Below are 21,509 nucleotides of genomic sequence, written 5' to 3'. Positions count from 1 at the left end.
ACGGAGAGATCCCATGACGACACGAGCCACGCGCGGACCGCGGCGACGCACCGTCGTCGCACTGGCGGTCATCCTCTCGGTGCTGGTGGCGTTCGTCGTCCGCCTCATCGACATCCAGGTCGTGAGCGCCGACGAGCACGTCAGCCAATCCCTCGAGCACATCGGGGACGGGTCGACGATCCCCGGACAGCGCGGCTCCATCGTCGACGCGGAGGGCACCGTCCTCGCGTCGAGCGTCATGGTGTACGACGCCCAGCTCAGCCCGCAGGTGATCCGACTCACGGAGGAGAAGGACCCGGCGCTGCCGTGGGCCGAGGCCTCCGAGAAGATCGCCGAGATCACGGGCGTGCCGGGCGACGAGATCCGCAAGCGGGTCTCGGACGCCCTGGCCGAGAACCCGAACAGCCAGTACGCGCCCTTGAAGACCGGGTTGAACACCGAGCAGTACATCGCGCTCCGCGACCTCGGCCTCGGGTCCTACCTGGCGCTGAAGCCGCGCGAGACGCGGGTCTATCCGAACGGCGCGGTCGCCGGCAACGTGCTGGGCTTCCTCGACAACACGGGCGAGGCCAAAGCCGGTGTGGAGCAGCTCGAGGAGTCGTGCCTCGCGCCCGTGGACGGTGAGAAGACGTACCGCAAGGGCAAGGACGGGGTCGTGATCCCGGGCAGCGAGTCCGTCACCGACGCCGTGAACGGCGGCACCGTGCAGCTCACGATCAACAGCGACCTCCAGTGGTACCTCCAGCAGATGGTCGGCGAGGAGGCCCAGAAGCAGGGCGCGAAGGGCGGGACCGTGACGGTGGTCGAGGTGGGCACCGGCAAGATCCGCGCCGCCGCCGAGTGGCCCGCCATGGACCCCAACGACCTGGACTCCTCGACGCCGGAGACGCGTTACAGTCAGATCTTCCACCGCGACTTCGAGCCGGGCTCGACGTTCAAGGCGATCACGGCGGCGGCGGCGATGGAGGGTGCCGGCCTCACTCCGCTCAGCACCGTCACGGCCTCGTCGCGGGAGACCTTCCCCAACGGCGCCGTGGTCAACGACGCGTTCAGCCACCCCGCGTACAACTACACGCTGGCCGGCGGACTCATCGACTCGTCCAACACGGCGCTGTCGAAGTTCGGCACGATGGTCGCCCCCGAGGTCCGCTACGACTACCTGCAGCGATTCGGCGTCGGTCAGAAGACGCTGGACTTCCCCTCCGAGGTGGGGGGCATCCTCCACCCGGTGAGCGACTGGGACAGCCAGTCGCTCTACACGACGACGTTCGGCCAGTACTTCACCGTGACGGCTCCTCAGCTCGCCGGCGCGTACCAGGCCATCGCCAACGGCGGGGAGAAGATCGACCTGACGATGGTCGAGTCCTGCACCGCACCCGACGGGACGGTCACGGAGACCCCGAAGCCGAAGCACGAGCAGATCGTGAAGGAGCAGACCGCGGCCGATCTGACGCGCATGCTCGAGAACGTGGCCGTGCAGGGCGGGAACGCCGATCGCATCCAGGTGCCCGGCTATCGCGTGACCAGCAAGACCGGTACCGCACAGGTCTCCGACGGCAAGGGCGGCTACAAGGCGGGCGTCTACTACACCAGCATGGTGGGCTTCGCTCCCGTCGACGACCCCCAGTACGTCGTCGTGGTGACCCTCGACGAGCCGACTAAGGTTGTATCGTCCGCGGCCACCGCTTCCGCCTTCCAGAAGGCGATGACGCAGGTGATGAAGACCTATCGCGTGATGCCGTCCTCTGTCCCGATGGACGCGCTCCTCCCCAAGTTCGGATAGCCGGCGAGAGCCGCGCATGGAGATGACATGATCGCCCTGACGCTCGCTGAGATCGCCGCCGCCGTCGGTGGTGAGCTGCGCGTGGCCGGAGAGCACACGCCGGAGACGGTGGTCGACGGCATCGTCGACACCGATTCCCGAACCATGGAGGCCGGGTCGATCTTCGTCGCCAAGCCCGGAGCCGAGACGGACGGACACCGCTTCGTCGGCGCCGCCGTCGAAGCCGGCGCGGTGCTGGCGATCGTCGAGCGCCCGGTCGACGTCGCGGTTTCACAGATCGTCGTCTCGGATGCCGTCGCCGCGCTCGGCGACCTCGCCCGCGAGGTCGTGGCGCGCGTACGCGCTGGCGGGAACCTGCGCATCGTCGGCATCACCGGCTCCAACGGCAAGACGACGACGAAGAACTTCCTCGCCCGCATCCTCGAGGACGAGGGCGAGACCGTCGCTCCGGTGAAGTCTTTCAACAACGAGGTCGGCGCCCCGGTGACGATGCTCCGCGTCACGCACGACACCCGCTTCCTCGTGAGCGAGTTCGGCGCCGCCGCGCCGGGCAGCATCGCGCGGCTCGCCGGCCTCGTCGAGCCCGACCTCGTCGTCGTGCTCATGGTCGGGATGGCGCACGCCGGGGGCTTCGGCGGCATCGAGGCCACCGCGAAGGCCAAGTCCGAGCTCGTCGCCGCGGCCCGCGTGCCCGGCACGGCCGTGCTCAACGCCGACGACGCCCGGGTGTGGGCGATGCGCGAGCTCGCGGAGAGCCGCGGCCTCCGGGTCGTCGGCTTCGGCCAGTCCGCCGCGGCCGCCGTGCACGCGCGCGACATCGAGGTCTCGGCCTCCGGCACGCAGTGCGTGATCGAGGTCTCGGGGGAGCGGCTGCCGCTGCGGCTGCGCGTCCTCGGGGCCCACCACGTCACGAACGCCCTCGCCGCGATCAGTGCCGCCGTAGAGCTCGGTGTGGCCCCTGCCGACGCCGTCGCCCGCTTGGAGACCGTCGAGATCGCCGAACGCTGGCGCATGCAGCCCCTGGGCAACGACCGCGTCCGCATCATCAACGACGCCTACAACGCCAGCCCCGACTCGATGGCAGCCGCCCTGCGGACCCTCGCCCAGATCACCGGCCCCGACGAGCGCACCGTCGCCGTCCTCGGCGCGATGAGCGAGCTCGGCGAGAGCGCGGGGGAGGAGCACGACCGCATCGGCCTCCTCGCGGTGCGCCTCAACATCCGGCGCATCGTCGTCGTCGGCCCGGAGGCCCGTCGGCTCTACCTCGCCGCCGTCGGCGAGGGATCGTGGGACAGCGAGGCCGTGCATCTGCCGGACCAGGACGCCGCGTTCGAGTACCTCCGCACCGAGCTGCGCGACGGCGACCGGGTCCTCGTGAAGTCGTCCAACTCCGTGGGCCTCCGGCATCTCGGCGATCGTCTGGGAGAATTGTTCTCGTGAGGTCCCTCATCATGGCGGCGGCCATCTCGCTCGCCTTCACTCTCTTCCTGACTCCCGTCTTCCTCCGGCTCTTCCGGAAGTGGGGCTGGGGGCAGGTCATCCGCACCCCGGAAGCCGCCGGCAACCCGAGCCACGAGGCCAAGCGCGGCACGCCCACGATGGGCGGGGTCATCTTCATCCTCGGCTCGATCGTCGGCTACTTCACCGGCGTCCTCGTCAGCGGCGAGACCCCGGCGCTGTCCGCGATCCTCGTCATCTGGCTCATGGTGGGATTCGGCGTGGTCGGGTTCATCGACGACTACATGAAGGTGCGCAGCCAGCGCAGCCTCGGGCTGTCCGGATGGCGGAAGGTGATCGGGCAGCTCATCGTCGTGATCCCGTTCGGGATCGTGGCGCTGAACTTCCCGAACAAGTGGGGGCAGACGCCGGCCAGTGCGTCCATCTCCCTCTTCCGCGACATCACCTGGCTGAACCTCTTCGCGTTCGGCGTCATCCTCGGCTGGATCCTGTACCTCGCCTGGATCTCGATCATCGGGGTCGCGACCTCCAACAGCGTCAACCTCACCGACGGCCTCGACGGCCTCGCCGCCGGTGCCGGCGTGATCGTCGTCGGTGCGTACAGCCTCATCGCCTTCTGGCAGTTCAAGCAGCCCTGCATCGGCGGAGACCCCGGTTCCCTCGGCGGCTGCTACGAGGTGCGCGACCCGTTCAACCTCGCCATCATCTCGGCGTCGTTCGCCGCCAGCCTCATCGGCTTCCTGTGGTGGAACGCCCCGAAGGCCAAGGTGTTCATGGGAGATGTGGGTTCGATGGCCATCGGCGGCGTCATCACCGCGATGGCGGTCATGACCCGCACCGAGCTGCTGCTCCTCATTATCGCCGGTGTCTTCGTGCTCGCCTCCGGATCCGTGATCCTGCAGCGCGCCTACTTCAAGATCACCCGCGGCAAGCGGCTCTTCCTCATGAGCCCGTTCCACCACCACCTCGAGATGCGGGGATGGTCGGAGGTCACCATCGTGGTGCGCATGTGGATCATCGCGGGTCTGCTCGCCGTCTCCGCCGTCGGTCTCTTCTACGTCGAATGGCTGACCCGTGTCGGCTGAGCGCCTGGCCGGACTGACGAGCTGGCACGCCGACTGGCGTGGCCTGCGCGTCGCCGTCCTCGGCCTCTCCATGACCGGCTTCTCCGTCGCCGACACCCTCGCCGAGCTCGGTGCCGACGTCCTCGTGCTCAGCGCGTCGGCGGAGGAGGAGTACGCCCGTCTGCTCCCCGTCATCGGCGCCCGGTTGGAGCTCGGTCCGCTGGACGCCGTGCCCGAGGCGCTGACGGCGTTCGCGCCCGAGGTCGTCATCGCCTCCCCGGGTTTCGCTCCGTCGCACCCCGTCATCCGTTGGGTCCAGGACGAGGGCATCGCGCTCTGGGGCGACGTCGAGCTCGCCTGGCGCGTGCGTGACAAGGTCCTCCGCGCGGACGGCACGCCGGCCGACTGGGTGCTCATCACCGGCACCAACGGCAAGACGACCACGACCCAGCTCACGGCGACGCTGCTCGTCGCCGGCGGGCTGCGTGCCGCACCCTGCGGCAACATCGGCGTCCCCGTGCTCGACGCGGTCCGGGATCCGGCCGGCTTCGACGTGCTCGTCGTCGAACTCTCCAGCCACCAGCTCTGGTATCTCGGCCTGTCGCGCCCGGAGGGGGAGCTCTTCCCGCACGCCGCGGTCTGCCTCAACCTCGCCGACGATCATCTCGTCTGGCACGGCAGCGCCCAGGCGTACCGGGACGCGAAGGCCCTGGTCTATCGGAACACCCGCGTCGCCTGCGTCTACAACAAGGCCGACGAGGCCACGCGGCGGATGGTCGAGGAGGCCGAGGTCGTCGAGGGCGCTCGTGCCATCGGCTTCGACCTGGGCATCCCCGGCCCGAGCGACCTCGGCGTCGTGGAGGGGCTGCTCGTCGATCGGGCCTTCCTCGACGACCGGGCCCGCAGTGCCCTGGAGCTGACGACGGTCGCCGACCTGGAGGCCGCCGGCCTGTCGGCCCCGCACATCGTGCAGAACATCCTCGCCGCCAGTGCTCTCGCCCGGTCCCTCGGAATCGAGCCCGAGGCGATCCACGGGGCGCTGCAGAGCTTCCGGCTGGACGCGCACCGCATCGAGGTGGTCGCGCGGCATGCCGGCATCACCTGGATCGACGACTCCAAGGCGACGAACCCGCACGCCGCCGCCTCCTCGCTGCGCGCGTACCCGGGCGCGGTATGGGTCGTCGGCGGCGATCTCAAGGGCGTCGACATCGCCGATCTCGTCGCGGACGCCGGCTCGACCGCGCGCGCGGCGGTCGTCATCGGAGTGGACCGCACGGCCGTCGTCGCGGCATTCGAGCGACACGCGCCGACGGTGCCGGTCTTCGAGGTCGATGCTGGCGACACTGGACAGGTCATGAACCGCGTCGTGGAGATCGCGGCGGGGATCGTCGACGGGGAGGGCACCGTGCTCCTCGCTCCCGCCGCCGCATCCTTCGACCAGTTCTCCAGCTACGCGGATCGCGGCCACCGCTTCGCCGAAGCGGTGCAGGAATGGATCGATCGGGGGAGCACCGATGACGCAGGTGGCTCGCCCTCCGCGGTCTGAGTCGGGCGGGCTCGCGGCCCGGGTCTCGCTCGGGCGCCGGTTCACGCCGGTCTCGACCGAGTTCCTGCTGATCGCGTCGACCGCCCTGCTCCTCACGATCTTCGGCCTCGTCATGGTGCTGTCCGCGACGAGCGCCACCGCCGTGGCCAACGCGCAGAACCCGTTGGACGGCGCCCTCCGGCAGGGTGTGTTCGCCCTGCTCGGCATCCCGATGATGTTCCTCATCAGCCGCTTCCCCGTGGAGTTCCTCAAGCGCATGGCCTGGCCGGCGCTGTTCGGCGCGGTGGCCCTCCAGCTCCTGGTGTTCACGCCGCTCGGCATCGCCGACGGCGGAAACCGGAACTGGATCCAGGTGGCGGGCTTCCAGATGCAGCCGTCCGAGTTCCTCAAGCTGGCGCTCGCCCTGTGGATCGCCGCGGTGCTGCTGCGCAAGCAGACCATGCTCGGCACCTGGCACCACGTCTTCATCCCCGTCGTGCCGGTCGGCGCGCTGGCGATCGGCACCGTGCTCGCGGGCAAGGACCTCGGCACCGCGATGGTGATGGTCCTCATCCTCCTCGGCTGCCTCTTCTTCTCCGGCGTGAAGCTGCGGCTGTTCATCATCCCGATGATCCTGGGCGTGGTCGCGGTGCTGGCGTACGCGCTCTCCAGCGAGGACCGCATGCGCCGCATCACCGCCACCTGCGACGACATGGCGCTGTACTACACGGACTGCTACCAGTCGATCCACGGCATCTGGGGCATGGCCTCCGGCGGTGTCTTCGGCCTCGGTCTCGGCAATTCCCAGGAGAAGTACGGGTGGCTGCCCGCCGCCGGCAACGACTTCATCTTCGCGATCGTCGGCGAGGAGCTGGGGCTGATCGGCTGCATCGTCGTGCTCGCCCTCTTCACGTTCTTCACGGTGGGCGCGTTCCACGTGATCCGCAAGACCTCGGACCCCTTCATCCGCGTCGCGGCCGGGGGGATCACGGTCTGGATCGTCGGCCAGGCCGTCCTGAACATCGGCGTCGTCATCGGGGTCTTCCCGGTGATGGGTGTGCCCCTTCCCTTCATGTCCCAGGGAGGGACGGCGCTCTTCGCCGTGCTCATCGCCTGCGGTGTGCTGCTGGCCTTCGCGCGGACCATCCCGGTCGCCGAGAAGCAGTCAGCCGAGCGGGGTAGGGTCGCGAGGTGACTTCGTACCTCCTCGCCGGCGGTGGCACCGCCGGCCATGTCAATCCGCTGCTCGCCGTCGCCGACGCGCTCCGCGAGCGCGACCCCGACGCGACGGTCCTCGTGCTCGGCACGGCCGAAGGCCTGGAGTCCCGCCTCGTCCCCGAGCGCGGCTACGAGCTGCTCATCGTCGACAAGGTGCCGTTCCCGCGGCGGCCGAACGCGCAGGCCGCCGCGTTCCCCGCGCGATTCCGTCGGGCGATCGCGCAGGTGCGCGCGCACATCCGGCAGCGCGGCATCGACGTCGTCGTCGGCTTCGGCGGCTACGCCTCCGCACCCGCCTACGTCGCCGCGCGTCGCGAGCGCGTGCCCTTCGTCGTCCACGAGGCCAACGCGAAGCCCGGGCTGGCGAACGTGCTCGGTGCCCGTGCGGCCGCGGGCGTGGGCGTCGCGTTCGCCGGGACGCCCCTCCGCGGAAGCGAGGTGGTCGGCATGCCGCTGCGGCGCGAGGTCATCACGCTCGACCGGGTGGCACGGCGCGCCGAGGCCGCGGAGTACTTCGGGCTCGACCCCGATCGCCCCGTGCTGCTCGTCTTCGGCGGCTCGCTCGGAGCGCAGCGCTTGAACGACGCTCTGGCGGATTCCTGGCGCGACATCCTCGCCGCGGGCTGGCAACTGCTGCATGTGACGGGGGAGCGCAGCGACCTTCCCGATCCGGGCGTCGCCGGCTATGCCCTCCGGCGGTACGTCGACCGCATGGATCTGGCGTTCGCCCTGGCCGACCTCATCGTGTCGCGCTCGGGGTCGGCGACGGTCAGCGAGATCAGCGCGCTCGGCATCCCCGCGCTGTACGTGCCGTACTCGGTGGGCAACGGGGAGCAGCGTCTGAACGCGGGATCGGCCGTGGCCGCCGGTGCCGCGCAGCTCCTCGACGACGCGACCTTCGACGGCGACGCCGTCCGGCGGATCGTCGTGCCGCTGCTCGGCGATCCCGACCGCATCCGGCGGATGGCGGAGGCCGCGGAGACCGTGGGCACCCGCACCGGGACCGAGAACGTCGTGGCGATGATCGATCGTGCCCTCGGTGCGGCGTGACGCCGCCGCCCGGACGCGAACGAAAAGTAGACTGAAGCGGACATGATCAGACCCGACCTCTCCCTCCCCATCCCCGACACGATCACCTCCGCGCACTTCATCGGCATCGGTGGATCCGGGATGAGCGGACTCGCCAAGATGTTCCTCGACGCGGGTATCCGCGTCTCCGGCAGCGACCGTGCCGACAGCGACAACCTGCGGGCGCTGGCCGCCGCGGGCGCGACGGTGCACGTCGGTCACGATGCCGCCCACCTCGGCGACGCCGACACGGTCGTGCACACCGGCGCCATCTGGCCGGAGAACCCCGAGTTCGTCACCGCCAAGGAGCGGGGCCTCCACGTCATCCACCGGTCCCAGGCGCTGCACTGGCTGATCGGCACGCGACGCCTCGTCTCGGTGGCGGGTGCGCACGGCAAGACGACCTCGACGGGCATGATCGTCACCGCGTTGCGTGACCTCGGCGCCGATCCGCACTTCGTCAACGGCGGCGTGATCGAGCAGCTCGGCACGTCCAGCGCCACCGGGAGCGGCGACCTCTTCGTCATCGAGGCCGACGAATCGGACGGCACCTTCCTCCTCTACGACACGGCGGTGGCGCTCATCACGAACGTCGACCCCGACCACCTCGACCACTACGGCTCGGACGAGGCCTTCCACGACGCCTTCGTGCGCTTCGCGGACGCCGCGTCGGAGGCGGTCGTCATCTCCAGCGACGACCCTGGCGCGCTCCGGGTGCTGGCAGGACTGTCCCACCCGCGGGTCCTGACGTTCGGTCAGGCCGAGGGTGCCGACGTCCGGGTCAGCGAGATCGTCACGGCAGGTCCCGTCGCCGCGGTCGTCTCGCACGGCGGCGAGACCGAGCGAATGCAGCTCGCCGTCCCCGGCGTGCACAACGCGATCAACGCCACCGGGGCGGTCGCCGTGCTGCTCGCGCTCGGCCACCCGCTCCGCGACGCCGTGCGCGCCGTCGAAGGCTTCGCGGGGACCGTCCGTCGTCTCGAGCGTCATGGCGAGGAGCGCGGGGTCACGGTCTACGACGACTACTCCCACCACCCGACCGAGGTGCGTGCGGCGCTCGAAGCCATGCGCAGCATCGCCGGCTCCGGACGGTTGATCGCGATCCAGCAGCCGCACACCTACTCGCGGACGCAGCACATGTACCAGGAGTTCGCGGACGTCCTGGAGGAGCTCGCCGACCACACCGTGATGCTGGACGTCTACGGTGCCAGGGAAGATCCGGTGCCCGGCGTCACCGGCGAGCTGGTGAGCGGCGCGTTCCACGACCCCTCCCGCGTGCACTTCGTCGCCGACTGGCAGGAGGCGGCCGACTACACGGCATCCGTGGCGACCGACGGCGACTTCGTCGTGACCCTCGGCTGCGGCAACGTCTATCAGATCATCCCGCAGGTGCTGGACTCGCTGCGCCGGACCGACGGGGCGTAGCCCATGCGCCGGCCGCCCCCGCTCCCGAGCGCCCCGGATGCACCGGAGGAGACGGACGCCGCATCCGCGCGCAGCCTCCGCCGCCGCCGTGCCGCTCCGTCGCCGGCGGACGAGGCTGTCCAGGACCATCTCGTCGCCCCCGGGGTCGAGGGGGAGCAGGAAGCGGACGTCCCGAGCTCCTCGATGGACGTCTGGCGGGCTGCGCGCGCGCGTCGCAAGGCCCTCCGCGCGGAGATCCGTCGGTTCACCCAGCGCTCGCGTCGGCGCCGCATCACCTGGCTGAGCGTCGTCGGCGCGATCGTGCTGCTGATCGGCGGAAGCGTCGCGGCGGCCTACAGTCCGCTCTTCGCGGTCGAGCGCATCACGGTCACCGGGACGACCACGATCGATCCGGCGGTGATCGAGGGTGCGTTGGCGGACCAGATGGGAACGCCGCTCGCGCTCGTCGACACCAGTGAGGTCAAGGCCGCGCTGCTGGCCTTCCCGCTCATCGAGACCTACGCATTGGAGGCGAGACCCCCGCACGACCTCACGGTCCGCATCGTCGAGCGCACACCGATCGGCGTGATCGAGTCCGGTGCCGGCTTCACCCTCGTGGACGCCGCGGGCGTCGCGCTCTCGACGACCGAGGAGCGCCCGGCAGGTCAGCCGCTCGTCGAGGTCGAGGGCGGCGTGGACTCCTCGGCGTTCCGCAGCGCCGGGCTCGTCGTGCGTGCCCTCCCCGCCGATATCCGCAGCGCCCTCACCGGCGTCCGTGCCTCGACGGCGGACGACGTGACCCTCACCCTCGACTCCGGCCTCACGGTCGTGTGGGGGAGCGAGGAAGACAGCGCGCTGAAGGCGCTCGCGCTCTCCGCGGCGCTCGTGAAGAACCCCACGGCCTCGTCGATCGACGTGACCTCGCCCGACGTCGCGGTCGTCGGCTGAACGCTTTCCGCAGGAATGGCGCGACACGCCCACGGCGTTGCGGGCGCGCGGGCGGGCGGCGCTTACCTTCGATCTGAGAGAACGCAATACCGGGAAATACTTTACACCTCTAGTTGAGGTTTAAGGTTCCCCCTTCCAGGCTCTACTAATCGGAGGCCGGCCATGAGCCAGAACCAGAACTACCTCGCCGTGATCAAGGTCGTCGGCGTCGGCGGTGGCGGCGTCAACGCCGTCAACCGCATGATCGAGCTCGGTCTCCGCGGAGTCGAGTTCATCGCCGTCAACACCGACGCCCAGGCGCTGCTCATGAGCGACGCCGACGTCAAGCTGGACGTGGGCCGCGAGCTCACCCGCGGCCTCGGTGCCGGTGCCGACCCCGAGGTGGGTCGTCGTGCCGCAGAGGACCACGCGGAGGAGATCGAGCAGGCGCTGACCGGCGCCGACATGGTCTTCGTCACCGCCGGAGAGGGCGGTGGCACCGGAACGGGTGGCGCTCCCGTCGTCGCCCGCATCGCGAAGTCGATCGGTGCGCTCACCATCGGTGTCGTCACGAAGCCGTTCTCCTTCGAGGGGCGTCGCCGCCAGAGCCAGGCCGAGGCGGGCGTCGCGAAGCTGAAGGAAGAGGTCGACACCCTCATCGTCGTCCCGAACGACCGTCTGCTCGAGATCAGCGACCGCGGCATCTCGATGATCGAGGCGTTCGCGACCGCCGACCAGGTCCTCCTCGCCGGTGTGCAGGGCATCACCGACCTCATCACGACCCCCGGTCTCATCAACCTGGACTTCGCCGATGTGAAGTCGGTCATGCAGGGCGCCGGATCCGCCCTGATGGGCATCGGCTCGGCCCGCGGCGCCGACCGCGCGATCAAGGCGGCGGAGCTCGCCGTCGAGTCGCCGCTGCTCGAGGCCTCCATCGAAGGCGCCCACGGGGTGCTGCTCTCGATCCAGGGTGGCTCGAACCTCGGCATCTTCGAGATCCACGACGCGGCGGACCTCGTCAAGGAGGCCGCGCACCCCGAGGCCAACATCATCTTCGGTACGGTCATCGACGACACGCTCGGCGACGAGGTGCGGGTGACCGTGATCGCCGCGGGCTTCGACGGCGGGGAGCCCTCGCTGCGTCTGGACCCGATGGTCGTCTCGCGTCCCTCGACCGCGTCCCTTCCCGAGGTGGCGCTGTCGGAGACCAGCGAGCCTGCGGCCGAGAAGAGCACGCCCGAGCCCGCCCCGGCGCCCGCGGCACCGCGCACGCCGGCGACGAGCATCGAGCCGGCCTTCGCCGACGACGACATTGACATCCCCGAATTCCTGAAGTGACGACACCGGTCGGCGCCTCGGCGCCATCGGATCTGGCCGCGCGGCTGTCGGCGATCGACGACAGGATCGCCGACGCCGCGCGTGCCGCCGGGCGGTCTCCCGCGGAGATCACCCGGATCGTCGTCACGAAGTTCCACCCCGCTTCGCTGGTGCGCGATCTGCACGCACTCGGGGTGCACGCGGTGGGGGAGAACCGACAGCAGGAGCTCACCGCCAAGGCGGGCGAGCTCTCCGCGCTCGACCTCAAGTGGCACTTCATCGGACAGGGACAGACGAACAAGGCCGCGGCGATCAGGCGGAGCGCCGACGTCGTGCACTCCGTGGACCGTGACCGGTTCGCCGATGCCCTGCATCGTGCCGCAGAGACCGACGAGGTGCTCGACGTGCTCGTGCAGGTGAACCTCACCGAGGACGAGGGCAGGGGAGGGGTGGCGCCGGCGTCGGCGGTGGCGTTGGCCGAGCACGTGCTCAGCCTGCCCTCGCTGCGGCTCCGGGGCGTGATGGCCGTCGCGCCCCTCGACGAGGACCCCGCGAGCGCCTTCGTCCGTCTGCACCACATCGCCGCCGACGTGCGGACCGTCGCTCCCGACGCGACGTGGATCTCCGCCGGGATGACCGGCGACTTCGCCGAGGCCATCGCCGCCGGCGCGACACACCTGCGGATCGGTTCCGCAATCACGGGACCGCGCCCCGCCCGGGGTTAACCTGTGACAAGACCAGCCCGAAACGTTCGAACCGGAGGACACGATGGGTAACCCGCTGAAGAAGACCATGGTGTATCTCGGCCTCGCCGACGAGGAAGAGGTCTACGAAGAGGAGACGCCGGCACCCGCGCGCGCCCAGCGCGAGCGCGAGCGTGAGCGCGAAGAGCCGGCTCCGGCCCCCGTCACGCCGCTCCGTCGTCCCGTCGCCGTCCGCCAGCCCGCAGCAGGAGCCGTGAACGAGATCCTCACCGTCCACCCGAAGCAGTACCGCGACGCCCAGCTGATCGCGGAGAGCTTCCGCGAGGGCGTCCCGGTCATCATCAACCTCTCCCAGATGAGCGACGCCGACGCGCGCCGCCTCATCGACTTCGCGAGCGGTCTCTCCCTCGGCCTCTACGGCCGGATCGAGCGGGTGACCTCCAAGGTCTTCCTGCTCTCGCCGGAGAACATCGCGGTGTCCGGTCACGGGGGTATCGCGCACGCAGACGCCGAGTCTGCGGGCTTCGACCACTCGTAGACCGTGCAGCTGGTCTCGGTCCTCGCCAGCATCGTCCATCTGGTGCTGCTGGTCTACATCCTCGTGCTCTTCGCGAGGCTCATCCTGGATTACATCCCGATGTTCAATCGGGAATGGCGTCCGAAGGGCTTCGGCCTCGTCGCCGCGGAGGCGGTGTACACCGTCACCGATCCGCCCATCCGGTTCTTCCGGCGGATCATCCCTCCGCTGCGCATCGGTCAGCTCTCGCTGGACTTCGGCTTCGCGCTGACCCTTCTGGTCGTCCTGATCCTGATGAACATCGTCCGGTTGTTCATCCGCTGACCACCCCGCGTGTCGCGCCCGGGGACGGCCTCAAGTTCTCCGAGCCTGGGTGTCGTGGCATCGCGACCCCAAGGCTCGGGGGCTATGCTGGCACCCAGGTGCGCGCCCCGGGTTCGCGCCACATCACGAACACGCCATACATCGGTACTGGCAATCGAACTCATCGAAAGAGGAGCCACCCATGGCACTTACCCCGGATGACGTCGTCACCAAGCAGTTCCAGCACGTCCGCTTCAAGGACGGCTTCGACCCGGACGAGGTCGACGACTTCCTCGACGAGATCGTCATCGAGTGGCGCAAGGCCCTCGAGGAGAACGCCGAGCTGAAGGCGAAGCTCGCCGCGTACGAGTCGGGTTCCACCCCTGCTCCCGCTGCCGCCGCCGAGCCGGCTGCCGCTGCATCCACCCCGGCCCCCGCGGCCGAGGCCCCCGCCGCCGACGCCGCACCGACCGGCTCCGCCACCGCCACCGCCGGCATCATCGAGCTCGCGCAGCGTCTGCACGACGAGCACGTGGCCGAGGGTGAGGCCAAGCGCAACCAGCTCATCTCCGAGGCCGAGGCCGAGGTCGCCCGCATCCGCACCGAGGCCGAGGCGAAGCAGCGCGAGGAGACCGCACGTCTCGAGCGCGAGCGCAACACGCTGGAGGCCCGCATCACCGAGCTGCGCAACTTCGAGCGCGACTACCGCTCGCAGCTCCGCGGCTACATCGAGGGCCAGCTCCGCGAGCTCGACGAGAAGTCGGGCTCCACGGACTCGACGCCGGTCTCCGCGATCGGCCTGTAAGGCGCCCTCTTGTCAGGACGTCGTCCCCTTCGTCGGTCGGCGGCCGGCGCGATCGTTGCGATTCTCGCAGCGGTCGTGCTGGCCGCCGATCAGTTTGTGAAGTACCTCACCATCGAGAACCTGCCGCTGCACGAGGCGGTCCCGGTTCTCGGAGAGTTCCTGCAGCTCTACTACGTGCGCAATCCCGGCGCGGCGTTCTCGCTCGGCTCCGGCGTGACGTGGATCTTCACCATCGCCCTCGCGGTCGTCGCGGGCGTCATCGTCTGGAAGGCGTTTGGCCTGCGGTCGCGTCTCTGGGCGGTCGTCCTCGGCTGCCTCCTCGGGGGCGTGCTGGGGAATCTGTCTGACCGTCTGTTCCGGGAGCCCGGGTTCCCCGTGGGTCACGTCGTGGACATGATCTCCATGCCGTGGATGATGCCGGCGATCTTCAACGTCGCCGACATCTTCATCGTCACCGGGATGATCTCGGTCGCCCTGCTCGTGGTGTTCGGCCTCCGGTTCGACGGCACGCGTGAGCGCGACCACGCCCCGGTCGAGACCGACGAGGACGCCGAGGCCGCCGCCGCGTCCGAGGGGCGCTGAGCGTGGAGTCCCGCTCGCTGCCCGTCCCGGACGGGCTCGACGGCACGCGGGTCGACGCCGCCCTCGCCAAGCTCCTCGGGTTCTCGAGGACCTTCGCGGCGGAGGTGGCCGCGTCCGGCGGCGTCCGCCTGGACGGCGTCACCCTCGACAAGTCGGACCGCCTGCGGGGCGGTGCCTGGCTCGATGTCGAGTGGGAGCCGAAGGAGGGGCCGAAGATCGTCCCCATCGCGGTGCCTGAGCTGGGCATCGTCTACGACGACGACGACATCGTCGTCGTCGACAAGCCGACGGGCGTCGCCGCCCACCCCTCGCTCGGGTGGGAGGGCCCCACGGTCGTCGGTGCGCTCGCCGCCGCGGGGTTCCGCGTCGCGACCAGCGGTGCACCGGAGCGTCAAGGCGTCGTGCACCGGCTGGATGTGGGGACGAGCGGACTCATGGTCGTCGCCAAGAGCGAGGCCGCCTACACCGCTCTCAAGCGGGCGTTCAAGGAGCGCACGGTCGAGAAGATCTACCACGCGGTGGTGCAGGGGCATCCGGACCCGCTCGTGGGCACGATCGATGCGCCGATTGGTCGGCACCCGAACCACTCGTGGAAGTTCGCCGTCGTCCCGGACGGCAAGCCCTCCGTGACGCACTACGAGACGCTCGAGGCTTTTCCCGGTGCCTCCCTGCTCGAGATCCACCTGGAGACGGGCCGTACGCATCAGATCCGCGTGCACATGGCGGCGCACCGGCACCCGTGCGTCGGGGACCCGCTCTACGGCGCCGACCCGACACTCTCGGCCCGCCTCGGACTCACGCGTCAGTGGCTGCATGCGCATCAGCTGGCCTTCGCCCATCCGACGACGGGGGAGTGGGTGCAGTTCGCCTCGCCCTATCCGGAGGACTTCCAGCACGCGCTGGACGTGCTGCGCGGGGAATAGTCCATCCGCCGGGGCGTCAGCGCGCCGGTGTCCGTGGTCTCCGCCACACTGACCGCATGAGCATCGTGGTGCGCCCGGCGACGGTCTTCGACGACGTCGCCGCGGTCGTGGGACCGAAGAAACCGACGTCGAACGTCTGCTTCTGCCTGAGCTATCGGATTGGCAACAAGGAGAACGTCTCCCTTCGCGGTCCCGCACGGGCCGAGCGGGTGCGTGAGCTCTGCCACCAGGATCCTCCTCCCGGCGTGCTCGCCTACCTCGACGACGAGCCGGTCGGCTGGGCGGCGTTGCACCCTCGACGCGACACGAGCTTCGCGCGCAATCGCCTCATCCCGCATGTCGACGACCTCGACGTGTGGTCGCTGTGGTGCTTCCGGGTCCGCCCTGGGCACCGCAAGCAGGGGGTCTCCCACGCTCTCATCGAAGGCGCGGTCGCCTACGCCAGGGAACGCGGCGCGCCCGCGATCGAGGGCTATCCGGTCGACAACGCCGGGGCGAAGGTGAATCTCACGATGGCGTACGTCGGGACCCGGCGGCTCTTCGAGGGCGCGGGGTTCGAGAAGGCGGCGGACACGGGTTCGGTCCTCGACGGTTTCCCTCGCGTGCTCATGCGGCTGGACCTCCGCGAGAAAGCGTGAACCGGATTCCGCTTCCCGGGCAATACAGAGTGTGAACACAGACAGCGAGGTCATCGCCCGGTCGCTCGACGAGCCGCGGGCGTTCTCTGCCATCTTCGAGCGGCACGTGCGCCCGGTCGGCGGGTACATCCGGCGGCGGGTCGGCGAGGATGCGGTCGACGACGTGCTCAGCGAGACGTTCCTGGTCGCGTTCCGCCGTCGGGCGTCTTTCGATCTCGATGTCGTGTCGGCCCTCCCGTGGCTCCTCGGTATCGCCACGCGGATGGTCAAGCGGCATCGTGCCGCCGAAGTGCGGCAGTGGCGGGCTTTCGAGGCCACGTCCGCCGCGGCCGGACCCGGCGAGCACCCGTACGCGGCCTCGGATGCGCGGCTGGACGCCGACGCGGCCCTGCGAGCGCTCGCACCCCGCATCGCCGGTCTTCCCGCCCGAGACCGCGATGTGCTTCTCCTGCATGCGTGGGGCGACCTCACATACGAGCAGATCGCCGAGGCCCTCGGCATCCCGGTCGGGACGGTGCGGTCGCGGCTCCACCGGGTGCGACGACGACTCGCCCCGCCGGGTTCGCGCGGGCAGACCCGACTGACATGGATGGCGAAGGAGGAGAGCGATGCTGCTTATGGAACGAGTGCGTGACCTCGGTGCGGATCAGGCGGAACCGTCGGAGGAGAGCGTCCGTCGTGCCCGCGCCGCTCTGGCGACCGCGGTGTCCGCCGCACATGCTCCGCGGGGCGGGCGACGACGGGCGCGGGTGTGGACCGGTCTCGGCATCGGGGGGCTGACGGCCGGAGCCGCGGTGGTGGCGCTGGGCGCCGGAGGCCTCCTGTTCCCGGTGATGCCCGATGCCGCCGCTGCGGCGGTGCTCGAGCAGGCGGCGAGCGTCACCGTCGACGCCCAGGACCTCGCCCCGGGCGCGGGACAGTACATCCGGATCGAGACCGTCGACGAGTTCGTCCAGTTCTGGGATGGAGACGCCGCCGACGACGGCGACGACGACACCTTCGCCTTCAACGCCTCCCGCGACACGGGGGACGCCGCCGTCCTGGTCAGGGACACGCGGGTGCTGTACGTCCCTGCCGACCGCTCGGCGGACTGGTTCTACGACTGGGGGAACGCCGAAGTCGTACGGTCGTTCGGCGCGCAGGGCACGCGCGCCGCACAGGAGTGGCCCTCGTCACCCGGAGCGGCGATCCGCGAGCGCGGCACTGTGCAGGTCCTCCCGGGCGGCGCCTGGCCGGTCGGCGACGGCGATCCGGCACCCGTCCCGCACCTGGCGGACGGCTATCGCCCGTACTACGAGGAGATGCCGCGGGAACCGTCGGCGTTGCGGGACTGGCTGCGTGCCCGCTCCGGCCTGACCGGTGCGGAGGGTGATCGGTGGGTGGTGGCGAGCCTCTCCGACCCGTCCGCGATCAACCTCATGCCGGCCGAGCTGAGAGCGGCCTTCTTCCGCGCGATCGCCTTGATCCCGGGCTTCGAGCTGGTCGACGAGGGCGACGGCACGGCCACGCTGCGCTATGCGGTTCCCGGCCACCGGACGACGACCATCGTCGTCGACACGGATCACGGACTCGTGGACTCGATCGCGGAGGGCTACGGGTCAGGAGGGGTCATCGGCGACACGCCGGAGTCGACGACGAGCGTCGTCACCGAGGTGGTGGACGAGGTGCCGTGAGGCCGGCCGATGTCGATGGCCGAACGTAGACTCGAAGCATGGCATCCGACTCCTTCGTCCACCTGCACGTGCACAGCGAGTACTCGATGCTCGACGGGGCTGCGAAGATCAACGCGATGACGCAGGCGGCCGCCGATTACGGCATGCCGGCGATCGCGGTGACGGACCACGGGAACACCTTCGCGGCGTTCGAGTTCTACAACGCCGCGCGCAACGCCGGCATCAAGCCCATCGTGGGTCTCGAGGCGTACGTCACCCCGGGCACGCACCGCAGCGACAAGACCCGCGTGCAGTGGGGCTCGGCAGACCAGCGCAGCGACGACGTGTCGGGTTCGGGCGCGTACACCCACATGACCATGTGGAGCCAGAGCACGGAGGGCATGCACAACCTCTTCCGGCTGAGCTCGCTGTCGAGCATGGAGGGGTACTACTTCAAGCCGCGTATGGACCGCGAGCTGCTCCAGACGTACGGCAAGGGGCTCATCGCCACGACGGGGTGCCCGTCCGGCGAGGTGCAGACGCGGCTGCGGCTCGGCCAGTACGACGCCGCCCGCGCGGCCGCGGCGGAGTTCCAGGACATCTTCGGCAAGGAGAACTACTTCGCCGAGATCATGGACCACGGCCTGTCGATCGAGCGCCGGGTCATGACGGATCTGCTGCGTCTCGCGAAAGACCTCGGCATCCCGCTCGTGGCGACCAACGACTCGCACTACACCCACCAGCACGAGGCCGACGCCCACGCGGCCCTGCTGTGCGTGCAGTCCGGCTCCACGCTCGACGACCCGAACCGCTTCAAGTTCGACGGCGACGGGTACTACATCAAGACCGCGGCCGAGATGCGGCAGCTCTTCCGGGACCACCCGGAGGCCTGCGACAACACGCTCCTGATCGCCGAGCGCTGCGAGGTGGAGTTCAACACCTCGGCGAACTACATGCCGCGGTTCCCGGTCCCCGAGGGCGAGACCGAGGACAGCTGGCTCATCAAGGAGGTCGAGAAGGGCCTCCACTACCGGTACCCGAACGGCATCCCGGACAAGGTGCGCAAGCAGGCCGAGTACGAGACCGGCATCATCCTCCAGATGGGCTTCCCCGGGTACTTCCTCGTCGTCGCCGACTTCATCAACTGGGCCAAGGACAACGGCATCCGGGTCGGTCCGGGGCGCGGCTCCGGTGCGGGTTCGATGGTCGCCTATGCGATGAAGATCACCGACCTCGACCCTCTCGAGCACGGTCTGATCTTCGAGCGGTTCCTCAACCCGGACCGCGTGTCGATGCCCGACTTCGACGTCGACTTCGACGACCGCCGCCGCGGCGAGGTCATCGAGTACGTGACTAGGAAGTACGGGTCCGAGCGGGTCGCACAGATCGTCACGTACGGCACGATCAAGTCGAAGCAGGCCCTCAAGGACGCCGGTCGTGTCCTCGGCTTCCCGTTCAGCATGGGGGAGCGGCTCACCAAGGCGATGCCCCCGGCCGTCATGGGGAAGGACATGCCCCTCGACGGCATGTTCGACTCCGCGCACCCGCGCTACAAGGAGGCGAGCGAGTTCCGGGCTCTCATCGAGACCGACCCCGAGGCGAAGACGGTCTTCGACCGCGCGCTCGGCCTCGAGGGGCTGAAGCGGCAGTGGGGCGTGCACGCCGCCGGCGTCATCATGTCGTCCGAGCCCCTGCTCGACATCATCCCGATCATGCGTCGCGAGCAGGACGGTCAGATCGTCACGCAGTTCGACTATCCGTCGTGCGAGTCCCTCGGTCTGATCAAGATGGACTTCCTGGGCCTCCGGAACCTCACGATCATCTCGGACGCGCTCGACAACATCCGCATGAACCGGGGCGAGGAGCTCGATCTCGAGCACCTCGGTCTCGACGACCCCGCCGTCTACGAACTGCTGGCCCGCGGCGACACGCTCGGCGTCTTCCAGCTCGACAGTCCGCCGCTGCGCTCGCTGATGCGGCTCATGAAGCCCGACAACTTCGGTGACATCTCGGCCCTCATCGCGCTGTACCGTCCCGGGCCGATGGGAGCCAACTCCCACACCAACTACGCGCTGCGCAAGAACGGGCAGCAGGAGATCACCCCGATCCACCCCGAGCTGGCGGAGCCGCTCGCCGAGATCCTGGAGGAGTCCTACGGGCTCATCATCTACCAGGAGCAGGTCATGGCGATCGCGCAGAAGGTGGCCGGGTTCAGCCTCGGTCAGGCCGACATCCTGCGCCGAGCGATGGGAAAGAAGAAGAAGTCCGAGCTGGACAAGCAGTACGCGGGTTTCGCGGCGGGCATGACCGAGCGCGGCTTCGGGGAGGGAGCGGTCAAGGCTCTCTGGGACATCCTCCTGCCGTTCTCGGACTACGCCTTCAACAAAGCGCACTCCGCTGCCTACGGGCTCGTGTCGTACTGGACCGCCTACCTCAAGGCGCACTACCCGGCCGAGTACATGGCCGCCCTCCTCACGAGCGTCGGCGACTCGAAGGACAAGATGGCGCTCTACCTGAACGAGTGCCGCCGAATGGGGATCAAGGTGCTCCCGCCGGACGTCTCGGAGTCGATCAACTTCTTCGCGGCCGTCGGCGACGACATCCGCTTCGGTCTCGGGGCGGTCAGAAACGTCGGCACGAATGTCGTCGACGGCATCGTGCAGTCGCGCAAGGATGAGCGGTTCACCTCTTTCCATCACTTCCTCGACACGGTGCCGCTGCACGTCGCCAACAAGCGCACGGTGGAGTCGCTCATCAAGGCCGGCGCCTTCGACTCGATGGGGGACACCCGTCGGGCGCTCCTCGAGATCCACGAAGACGCCGTGGAGGCGGCTGTCGACAGGAAGCGCAACGAGGCGCAGGGCGCCATCGGCTTCGACTTCGACAGTCTCTATGACGGCATGGAGGAGGCGGCACCCGCGAAGGTCCCTCCGCGTCCGGAGTGGATCAAGAAGGACAAGCTCGCCTTCGAGCGCGAGATGCTCGGCCTCTACGTCTCCGATCACCCGCTCGCGGGTCTCGAGGTGCCGCTGGCCAAGCACGCCTCGATCTCGATCCACGACCTCAACAACTCCGAGGACCTGCAGGACGGCGATCAGGTCACCGTGGCGGGCCTCGTCACGAGCGTGCAGCACCGAGTGGCGAAGGCGAGCGGCAACCCCTACGGCATGATCACCGTGGAGGACTTCAACGGCGAGGTCACCGTGATGTTCATGGGAAAGACCTACCTCGAGTTCCAGCACACGCTGCAGCAGGATGCGATCCTCGCCGTGCGTGGGCGCGTCTCCCGCCGCGACGACGGCCTGAACCTGCATGCCCAGTCCGCCTTCGCCCCCGACGTCGGCTCCTTCGATGCGGCAGGGCCCCTGTCGCTCGTCCTCGCCGAGCAGCGCGCGACGGAACGGGTCATGACCGAGCTGGCCGAGGTGCTCCGACGGCACAGCGGCGACACCGAGGTGCTGCTCCGCGTGCACCGCGGAGGCACCGCGAAGGTGTTCGAGGTGCCCATGCCCGTGAAGGTGTCGGCCGACCTCTTCGGCGACCTCAAGTCGCTGCTCGGACCAACCTGTCTGGGGTGAGCGGGTAGGATCGGGAGCCGTCGAGAGCACCGGAAAGTCGTGG

Annotated in this window: 19 protein-coding genes; all 19 read left to right on the top strand. The window is 69.5% G+C overall.

All coding sequences use genetic code 11. The features are described 5' to 3' along the window. The first annotated feature begins 13 nt into the window (after positions 1-13). The 19 genes from ACFU8V_RS12855 (at position 14) to dnaE (ending at position 21,466) form a co-directional block, all read left to right on the top strand. The gene (locus tag ACFU8V_RS12855) at positions 14-1,783 is read left to right on the top strand and encodes a penicillin-binding protein 2 (protein ID WP_025105092.1); all 1,770 of its coding nucleotides are present in this window, start codon (positions 14-16) and stop codon (positions 1,781-1,783) included. Positions 1,784-1,810: 27 nt separating this feature from the next. Next, complete coding sequence (gene murF, locus ACFU8V_RS12850; protein WP_378871606.1) at positions 1,811-3,223, top strand: UDP-N-acetylmuramoyl-tripeptide--D-alanyl-D-alanine ligase; 1,413 nt, start codon at positions 1,811-1,813, stop codon at positions 3,221-3,223. Beyond that, positions 3,220-4,326: a phospho-N-acetylmuramoyl-pentapeptide-transferase gene (mraY, locus tag ACFU8V_RS12845; RefSeq protein ID WP_025105090.1), complete on the top strand. Its 1,107-nt coding sequence runs from the start codon at positions 3,220-3,222 to the stop codon at positions 4,324-4,326. The genes murF and mraY overlap by 4 nt, the downstream gene beginning before the upstream one ends. Continuing rightward, positions 4,316-5,851 (top strand): UDP-N-acetylmuramoyl-L-alanine--D-glutamate ligase, encoded by a 1,536-nt coding sequence (murD, locus tag ACFU8V_RS12840; RefSeq protein WP_249521069.1) that lies wholly within the window; start codon positions 4,316-4,318, stop codon positions 5,849-5,851. The genes mraY and murD overlap by 11 nt, the downstream gene beginning before the upstream one ends. Then, a complete protein-coding gene (ftsW, locus tag ACFU8V_RS12835; RefSeq protein WP_025105088.1) occupies positions 5,820-7,025 on the top strand; it encodes a putative lipid II flippase FtsW in 1,206 nt (401 codons plus the stop codon). The genes murD and ftsW overlap by 32 nt, the downstream gene beginning before the upstream one ends. Beyond that, on the top strand, positions 7,022-8,098 hold the full coding sequence (locus ACFU8V_RS12830) for a glycosyltransferase (RefSeq protein WP_378871601.1): 1,077 nt from the start codon (positions 7,022-7,024) through the stop codon (positions 8,096-8,098). Before ftsW ends, ACFU8V_RS12830 begins: the two co-directional genes overlap by 4 nt. A 42-nt stretch (positions 8,099-8,140) precedes the next feature. Further along, positions 8,141-9,541 (top strand): UDP-N-acetylmuramate--L-alanine ligase, encoded by a 1,401-nt coding sequence (gene murC, locus ACFU8V_RS12825; RefSeq protein WP_025105086.1) that lies wholly within the window; start codon positions 8,141-8,143, stop codon positions 9,539-9,541. A 3-nt stretch (positions 9,542-9,544) separates the two neighbouring features. Then, complete coding sequence (locus ACFU8V_RS12820) at positions 9,545-10,468, top strand: FtsQ-type POTRA domain-containing protein (protein ID WP_025105085.1); 924 nt, start codon at positions 9,545-9,547, stop codon at positions 10,466-10,468. 162 nt (positions 10,469-10,630) lie between these two features. Next, entirely contained in the window at positions 10,631-11,785 is a 1,155-nt protein-coding gene (ftsZ, locus tag ACFU8V_RS12815; protein ID WP_025105084.1) for a cell division protein FtsZ, read from the top strand. Beyond that, a complete protein-coding gene (locus ACFU8V_RS12810; RefSeq protein ID WP_378871596.1) occupies positions 11,782-12,489 on the top strand; it encodes a YggS family pyridoxal phosphate-dependent enzyme in 708 nt (235 codons plus the stop codon). The genes ftsZ and ACFU8V_RS12810 overlap by 4 nt, the downstream gene beginning before the upstream one ends. A gap of 43 nt (positions 12,490-12,532) precedes the next feature. Continuing rightward, positions 12,533-13,006 (top strand): cell division protein SepF, encoded by a 474-nt coding sequence (locus ACFU8V_RS12805; protein ID WP_025105082.1) that lies wholly within the window; start codon positions 12,533-12,535, stop codon positions 13,004-13,006. A 3-nt stretch (positions 13,007-13,009) separates the two neighbouring features. After that, positions 13,010-13,309, top strand: a complete 300-nt coding sequence (locus tag ACFU8V_RS12800; RefSeq protein ID WP_025105081.1) for a YggT family protein — start codon at positions 13,010-13,012, stop codon at positions 13,307-13,309. 181 nt (positions 13,310-13,490) lie between these two features. Beyond that, the gene (locus ACFU8V_RS12795) at positions 13,491-14,093 is read left to right on the top strand and encodes a DivIVA domain-containing protein (protein ID WP_025105080.1); all 603 of its coding nucleotides are present in this window, start codon (positions 13,491-13,493) and stop codon (positions 14,091-14,093) included. Positions 14,094-14,102: 9 nt separating this feature from the next. Then, positions 14,103-14,675 (top strand): signal peptidase II, encoded by a 573-nt coding sequence (gene lspA / locus ACFU8V_RS12790; protein WP_036293163.1) that lies wholly within the window; start codon positions 14,103-14,105, stop codon positions 14,673-14,675. Between the two features lie 2 nt (positions 14,676-14,677). After that, a complete protein-coding gene (locus ACFU8V_RS12785) occupies positions 14,678-15,598 on the top strand; it encodes an RluA family pseudouridine synthase (protein ID WP_025105078.1) in 921 nt (306 codons plus the stop codon). Between the two features lie 56 nt (positions 15,599-15,654). Next, a complete protein-coding gene (locus tag ACFU8V_RS12780) occupies positions 15,655-16,236 on the top strand; it encodes a GNAT family N-acetyltransferase (RefSeq protein WP_062766878.1) in 582 nt (193 codons plus the stop codon). A gap of 31 nt (positions 16,237-16,267) precedes the next feature. After that, positions 16,268-16,870 (top strand): RNA polymerase sigma factor, encoded by a 603-nt coding sequence (locus ACFU8V_RS12775; RefSeq protein WP_025105076.1) that lies wholly within the window; start codon positions 16,268-16,270, stop codon positions 16,868-16,870. Further along, positions 16,854-17,909, top strand: a complete 1,056-nt coding sequence (locus ACFU8V_RS12770) for a hypothetical protein (protein ID WP_338566318.1) — start codon at positions 16,854-16,856, stop codon at positions 17,907-17,909. The genes ACFU8V_RS12775 and ACFU8V_RS12770 overlap by 17 nt, the downstream gene beginning before the upstream one ends. Before the next feature lie 38 nt (positions 17,910-17,947). Next, entirely contained in the window at positions 17,948-21,466 is a 3,519-nt protein-coding gene (dnaE, locus tag ACFU8V_RS12765) for a DNA polymerase III subunit alpha (RefSeq protein ID WP_025105074.1), read from the top strand. The last annotated feature ends 43 nt before the right edge of the window (positions 21,467-21,509 follow it).

This window comes from Microbacterium sp. NPDC057658 (assembly GCF_042799975.1).
Classification (GTDB): domain Bacteria; phylum Actinomycetota; class Actinomycetes; order Actinomycetales; family Microbacteriaceae; genus Microbacterium.
This window is presented reverse-complemented; position numbering and strand designations above follow the sequence as displayed.